The 5,102-nt window shown below is 64.8% G+C and carries 7 protein-coding genes; all 7 read left to right on the forward strand.

Annotation, left to right across the window (positions count from 1 at the left end; genetic code table 11):
* Nucleotides 1-91: 91 nt before the first annotated feature.
* The 7 genes from ABJ196_RS12525 to ABJ196_RS12555 all read left to right on the forward strand — a co-directional run bounded on the left by ABJ196_RS12525 (nt 92) and on the right by ABJ196_RS12555 (nt 5,043).
* Complete coding sequence (locus ABJ196_RS12525; RefSeq protein ID WP_347307549.1) at nt 92-838, forward strand: hypothetical protein; 747 nt, start codon at nt 92-94, stop codon at nt 836-838.
* 43 nt (nt 839-881) lie between these two features.
* A complete protein-coding gene (locus ABJ196_RS12530; RefSeq protein WP_347307551.1) occupies nt 882-1,802 on the forward strand; it encodes a cutinase family protein in 921 nt (306 codons plus the stop codon).
* A gap of 31 nt (nt 1,803-1,833) precedes the next feature.
* A complete protein-coding gene (gene nadD / locus ABJ196_RS12535; protein WP_347307553.1) occupies nt 1,834-2,445 on the forward strand; it encodes a nicotinate-nucleotide adenylyltransferase in 612 nt (203 codons plus the stop codon).
* A gap of 73 nt (nt 2,446-2,518) precedes the next feature.
* The gene (rsfS, locus tag ABJ196_RS12540; RefSeq protein ID WP_066492492.1) at nt 2,519-2,989 is read left to right on the forward strand and encodes a ribosome silencing factor; all 471 of its coding nucleotides are present in this window, start codon (nt 2,519-2,521) and stop codon (nt 2,987-2,989) included.
* Nucleotides 2,990-2,995: 6 nt separating this feature from the next.
* Complete coding sequence (locus tag ABJ196_RS12545) at nt 2,996-3,694, forward strand: histidine phosphatase family protein (RefSeq protein WP_347307555.1); 699 nt, start codon at nt 2,996-2,998, stop codon at nt 3,692-3,694.
* Entirely contained in the window at nt 3,694-4,557 is an 864-nt protein-coding gene (locus ABJ196_RS12550; protein ID WP_347307557.1) for a DegV family protein, read from the forward strand. The genes ABJ196_RS12545 and ABJ196_RS12550 overlap by 1 nt, the downstream gene beginning before the upstream one ends.
* Nucleotides 4,558-4,572: 15 nt before the next feature.
* Complete coding sequence (locus ABJ196_RS12555; RefSeq protein ID WP_347307559.1) at nt 4,573-5,043, forward strand: SLBB domain-containing protein; 471 nt, start codon at nt 4,573-4,575, stop codon at nt 5,041-5,043.
* Nucleotides 5,044-5,102 lie beyond the last annotated feature (59 nt).

A 5,102-nucleotide genomic window follows, 5' to 3' on the forward strand; every position in this document is an offset into this window, starting at 1 on the left:
AACATAGCCCGCCCACTCGGGTGGACGGACTATGAATCTTCGGTGCCCTGGGGTGGAACTGCTAACAACGTAATGGGCATCGGCAAGCGAGATGTGCCCTGAGGTGGCCATTGTCGCGGCGCGCGGCTCGGACCAGAACCCGGAGCACGGCGATTTCCTGGGACCTGCGCGCTATGGCGAGCGGATGTCCAATGGCTACGAGGGGCCGAATATCGCAGGCCTGCTGCACTTGGCGGAGGAGCGCCACCCGGGAGTCTTCGACGACGCGGAGGTGCTGGGGCTCGACGAGCACACGTACCCGGCGGCGATGAACCTGCCGCCGCTCGCCAAGGACGGCGAGCGGCTTACGTCGAGCCAGACCATGGAGCGGCTGAGCAGTGTGCTCGAGGAGCATCCGCTGCCGGAGCTTGCATATGGCACGACGGTGGGTGCGATTGACTCGGTGGTGCGGGGTGCGCGGAACGCGCCGGGCTTTTTGCATGCCCGGGAGGCCGCGATGGGCTGCCGTCCAGACTATATCGTGGTCGGCTTCTCGCAGGGCGCCGTCATCGGCACGGCGCTGGAGCAGAAGCTGGGAGACCGCGTCAAGGGGGCGATGTACATGGGCAATCCGGTGCCGTGGCATTCGCCGAAGTCGGTGAACTATTGCCTGGGCGGGGACGTTATCTGCCGGCCGACGGTGCCGAATGCGGTGGACGCGCTGCAGACCAAAATGGAAGTGCACGCTAGTTACTTTGAAACCCCACGCGTCACAAATGCGTACTTTGCTGACAGGCTGGCCGGATGGGTGAAAAATTCACAGGAAGTCCAACGTGCACAGGGAGGTCCAAACCAGTAGGGTGTCCTAACGAATAAGAAAATACTGGGAAGGTTTTCACGCCGTGTTTAAACACATTTCAGCCAAGCTTGGCTCTCTGGCGGCATCGGCAGCCGCTGCTCTCGCTCTCATTGCCGCTCCGGCGACGCTCAACGCGCCGGAAGCGAAGGCAGACGTATGCCCGGCCGTCGTCGTGGTTGCAGCCCGCGGTTCCGGACAAAATAGCCAGATTTATCCCACGTGGTACTCCGCTGGCGCGCCGTACGCCTCCAACGGCTGGGAGGGCGAGACCATCCGCGCCATGTTGCGCACGGTGGAGTCGCGCTACCAGGCCACGCACGGCGGCGCGTCTGTCATGAACTCGGTCTACGTCTTGGGGCTTACGCCGCAGGACTACCCGGCGACGTACCCGGCCTACACGGTGCCGGATGTGGGCTTGCCGCAGGGTGTTGGCGACGTCATCGCCATCCTCGCGCAGTACGCCTCCCCGGTGTTTAACACGGCGATTTCCGCGGCCAACCAGTTCAACTACTCCGTGCAGACCGGCCGCAAGGGTGTTATGAACGCCATCAACGGCTACGAGCGCGCCTCCGGCTGCCACCCGAAGTACATCCTCGCGGGCTTCTCCCAGGGCGCGATGGTCCTCGCCGAGCACGAGAAGGAGCTCGCCGCTCGTGGCCAGCTCGCCGGCGCGGTCTACATGGGCAACCCCATGACGCGCAAGGGCGACCCCACCACGGTGGGCAACACCGCCTCTGAGGGCGGCCCGCTGGGTTGGACCCCGCTCAACACGGTGAGCGCGGCGGGCACGCCGAACCGCATCAACTACTGCCTGCCGCAGGACGGTGTGTGTGATACCTCCGTGGGCACGCTCATGGCCTCGCGCGGCAATGGCGGCAACCACGGCCGCTACTTCCAGTGGTGGTCCCAGTGGGATAACCAGGTGGCAGACGCCGTCGGCCGGTGGATCGACCAGGCGCGTTAAGCGGCTACCCCCAGCGGTTACAATGCCATCCATGACTGCACAGCGCATCGGCATCATGGGTGGCACTTTTGATCCCATCCACAATGGCCACCTCGTCGCGGCCAGCGAGGTGGCTCACCGTTTCGATCTCGATCAGGTCATCTTTGTGCCCACCGGCCAGCCGTGGCAAAAGTCCGGCGTCACGGACGCGGAGCACCGCTACATCATGACGACCATTGCGACGGCGTCCAACCCGCGCTTCCGCGTCTCCCGCGTCGACATCGATAGGGAGGGCGAGACGTACACGCTCGATACCCTTCGGGACATCGGCAAGCTCTTCCCAGGTGCCGAGCTCTACTTCATCACGGGCGCGGACGCCTTGGCCTCCATTACCTCGTGGCATGACTGGGAGCTTATGCTTGAGCTCGCGCACTTTGTGGGCGTGACCCGTCCGGGCTATGAGCTCACGAAAGACATGCTGCCGGCGGACGCCAAAATTACGCTCATTGATATCCCCGCCATGGCGATTTCCTCCACGGATTGCCGCCAACGGGCGAAGGCCGGCCAGCCGGTGTGGTACCTCGTGCCGGACGGGGTAGTGCAGTATATGGCCAAGAACCATCTCTACCTTCCCAACCAGAACCGCGTGCTGGGCCTTAACTAGTGCTGAACTAGGAAAAATGGCCGGGCCGTGGGAAACTAGAAATAACCAATTCACGACCATTAGAGGAACACAATTGTCTATTACGGACACCGCCCGCCGCATGGCGGAGATCGCTGCGAAGGCCGCGGATGAAAAGCTCGGCGAGAACATCGCCGCCATTGACGTCTCTGACGTTCTTGCCATCACCGAGGTCTTTGTCATCGCGTCTGCGGAGACGGAGCGCCAGGTCGCCGCCATCGTCGAGGAAGTTGAAGACGAACTCACCGCCGCAGGCTTCGAGCCCAAGCGCCGCGAGGGTAACCGTGAAAACCGCTGGGTGCTGCTCGACTACGGCCACATCGTGGTCCACGTCCAGCGCGAGGGCGAGCGCGACTACTATGGCTTGGACCGTCTCTACCACGACTGCCCGCTCATCGACATCGAGGGCATTGAAACGCCCGAGCGTCCCGGCGAGTGGAGCAACGAGGTTAATACCCGCGAAGTCTCCGATATCGAGGACATCCCGCTTGCCGGCCCCGCGCCGGAAGACGAGGAAGAGTACTAAACCACCATGTCCCGCCGCCTCATTCTGATCCGTCACGGTCAGACCACCTATAACGCCACTGGGCGCATGCAAGGCCACTTGGACACCGAATTGTCCGAGCTGGGCTACACGCAGGCCGAGGCGGCGGCGCGTCTGCTCGCAGACAAAGGCATCACTCGCATCCTGGCTTCGGACTTGCGCCGGGCCGCAGAGACCGCGCGCGTCATCGGCGAGGCCTTGGGCGTGCCGGTGCTTTCCGATGCCCGCTTGCGCGAGACCAACTTAGGCGACTGGCAAGGCCGGCGTTCTGTGGACATCGATGAGGAGTTTCCCGGTGCGCGCGCCCTATGGCGCCACGATCCCACGTGGGCACCGCCGGGCGGCGAGTCCCGTGTCGACGTCGCGCGCCGCGCACGTCCCGTCATCGACGAGCTCATGGAGTCCTATCCCGAGTGGAACGATCATGCCGTACTCATCGTGGCGCACGGCGGCGCGATCTCGGCGCTTACCTGCCAGCTGTTGGGGCTTGAGGTCGCGCAGTTTGGCATGCTCTCGGGCCTGAAGAATACGCATTGGTCGCAGCTCACCGCGCGGCCGCGGTTTGATCCGGAGGCGCCGCTGGCACCAGCCTGCTTTACGGAGACCAACGTCGCTGAGGCGACGTGGTACTTCGACGGCTGGAACATGGGCGCGCGCGTATCCGGCGACGGCGGGGCGGATATCTAGTGGCCGTACGCGTAGTCACTGACTCCTCCGCGGGTCTGCCGGCAGACATCTGCGAGGAACTCGATATCACGGTGCTCGACCTCCACGTCATGGAGTCCGAGGCCAAGGACGGACAAACGGAGACCTCGACCTCGGGGCTCTCGGCGTTGGAGCTCGCCGCGGCGTTTGGCCGCCAGATGGAGCGCGCCCACGACGATGGGGTAGTGGCTTTGCACCTGTCGCGCGAGCTGTCCTCCACGTGGTCCGCGGCCGTGACGGCCTCGGGCGTCTTCCCAGATACCGTGCGCGTCATCGACTCGGGGACCGCAGGCATGGTGCTGGGAGCTGCGGCGATGGCCGCGGCGCGCCTAGCGCAAGACGGCGCGAGCCTCGAGGACTGCTATGACGCGGCCCAGAACACGCTCGACCGCGGGCGCACGTGGGTCTACGTCCACTCCACGGAGGAGCTGCGCAAGTCTGGGCGCATCTCCACGGCCACGATGGTGCTGTCCACGGCGCTGCTGGCCACGAAGCCCATTCTCGCGATCCAGAACGGCAAGCTGGAGCTCGTGGGCAAGACGCGCACGCAGACCAAGGCCTTTACCAAGCTCACGGAGCTCATCCAGGAACGCGCGCAGGGTGAGCCGTGCTTCGTGGCCATCCAGCACAACGAGGCGGAGGCCGCGGCGGAGACGCTGCGCGGACTGCTTGAGCAGATGCTGCCGGCGGACTCGACGTTTATGGTCATGCCGCTGGGCGACGTCATGGCGGTCCACACGGGCCCCGGCGCGCTGGGCGTGTCCGTGGTCTTTAGCTCTGAGCAGGAGCCGGACCCGAAGCCTGCGCATAAGACGACGTTTGGGTGGAAGCCTCCGCAGAAGTAGTTTATTCTAGGCCGCATGGGCCAGAATGCGTCGCAGCGTTCGGGCGCGGGGAGGCTGGCAGACTTGCTGGCGCCGACGGGGGAAGAAGAGCTGCTCAACGTCGAGTATCCGCGTCCGCGCCTTCGCGTGCCTGTCGTCCCCGCCGTCGTGGCCGGCCTCGTGCTCATCGCGGGGGTGCTGCTGTGGAACCAGCGGGAGCCTCAGCCGGTACCACTCGTGGCGCCACATCCGTCTGCGGCGGCGGGGGATTTCGTGGTCTCTGTGGTCGGCGAGGTCGACAATCCAGGGCTGGTGACGCTCACGCCCGGCGCGCGAGTGGCCGATGCGCTGGAGCATGCGCGGCCGCGAGAGGGGGCGAACCTCACGGATTTGAACCACGCGCAGCGCCTCGAGGACGGCCAGCAGATCCACGTGCGGCCGGCGGGCGAGCCGGTCGCGCAGGCAGACGACGGCACCATTCATTTAAATTGGCTCTTCCGGTTTTAGAGTGCATTGATTTTGTGTCGGATGTTGGCGGCGTGAATCAGGCACCGCAATATGTAGTG

It is taken from the genome of Corynebacterium sp. SA-MJD20WY100 (assembly GCF_039822565.1).
Taxonomy (GTDB): Bacteria; Actinomycetota; Actinomycetes; order Mycobacteriales; family Mycobacteriaceae; genus Corynebacterium; species Corynebacterium phoceense_A.

Bases quoted from the DNA above. Each gene is read 5' to 3' on its own strand.
- ABJ196_RS12525 (WP_347307549.1), top strand. From the start codon at position 92: ATGTGCCCTGAGGTGGCCATTGTCGCGGCGCGCGGCTCGGACCAGAAC.
- nadD (WP_347307553.1), top strand. From the start codon at position 1,834: ATGACTGCACAGCGCATCGGCATCATGGGTGGCACTTTTGATCCCATC.
- ABJ196_RS12545 (WP_347307555.1), top strand. From the start codon at position 2,996: ATGTCCCGCCGCCTCATTCTGATCCGTCACGGTCAGACCACCTATAAC.
- ABJ196_RS12555 (WP_347307559.1), top strand. From the start codon at position 4,573: ATGGGCCAGAATGCGTCGCAGCGTTCGGGCGCGGGGAGGCTGGCAGAC.